The organism is Pelomonas sp. KK5, from assembly GCF_001984095.1.
Taxonomy (GTDB): Bacteria; Pseudomonadota; Gammaproteobacteria; order Burkholderiales; family Burkholderiaceae_C; genus KK5.
This window is the reverse complement of record NZ_LYVQ01000497.1, coordinates 1-1,032: the sequence shown is the minus strand read 5'-3', so window position 1 is coordinate 1,032 and position 1,032 is coordinate 1. Positions and strand designations below refer to the sequence as shown.

The window sequence follows — 1,032 nt, the reverse complement described above, 5'->3', positions numbered from 1 at the left end:
GACCACCACCCGGCCCGCCTGCAGCCGTGCCGCGACGGCGCGTGCGCGGCCCAGGTCGGCCGAATGGACGCTGGCCTGCAGGCCATAGGGCGTGTCGTTGGCGATCGCGATTGCGTCCTCCTCGTCGCGGTAGCCGATCACGCAGAGCACCGGGCCGAAGATCTCCTCGCGGGCGATGCGCATCGCGTTGCTCACGCCGGCGAACACGGTGGGCCGCACGAACCAGCCTTGATCCAGATGCGCCGGCCGGCCCGGGCCGCCGGTCAGCAGCGTCGCGCCTTCCTCGAGGCCCAGCGCGATATAGCCCTGCACCCGCTCGAACTGCCTGGCGCTGACCATCGGCCCGATCTCGCTGGCCGGGTCGCTCGCCGGTCCGACATGGATCGCCTCGACGGCCGCCTTGATCGCCGCCAGCGCCTCGTCCATGCGGCTCTCGGGCACCAGGATGCGGGTGCCGGCGATGCAGGCCTGGCCGCTGTTGACGAAGCCGGCGCGCACGGCCAGCGGGATCGCGGCAGCGAAGTCGGCATCCGGCAGCAGGATCGTCGGCGACTTGCCGCCCAGTTCCAGCGTGACCCGCTTCATCGTGTCCGCGCCTGCCTTCAGGATTGCCTTGCCGACCGCGGTGCTGCCGGTGAACGAGACCTTGGCGATGTCCGGATGGCGGCTGAACTCGTCGCCGACCACGTCGCCGCGACCGTTGACAACGTTGTAGATGCCGGGCGGCACGTCGGCGGCATGCAGCGCCTCCAGCACCACCTGGGTCTGCAGCGCGCTCATCTCGCTGGGCTTGATCACGGCGGTGCAGCCGGCGGCGATGGCGGTGGCCAGCTTGTTGCAGATGAAGCCGGCGTTGCTGTTCCAGGGCGTGATCAGCGCGACGACGCCGACCGGCTCCATCGCCACCTCGGCCGTGCCGATGCGGCGGTGCAACTCATAGCCTTCCAGCGTCTGCGCCATGTGGGCGAAGGCGTCGGCGGCGTGGCGGGCCGCGAAGGTGGCGAAGCCGTCCGGCGCCCCGTACTCCAGTTG

1 protein-coding gene is annotated in these 1,032 nt (G+C 71.0%); it reads right to left on the bottom strand.

All coding sequences use genetic code 11. From position 1 onward, the window contains the following. Positions 1–1,032 (bottom strand): aldehyde dehydrogenase family protein (locus B0W88_RS31950; protein ID WP_077038427.1); only part of this gene is annotated, 1,032 nt, incomplete at both ends.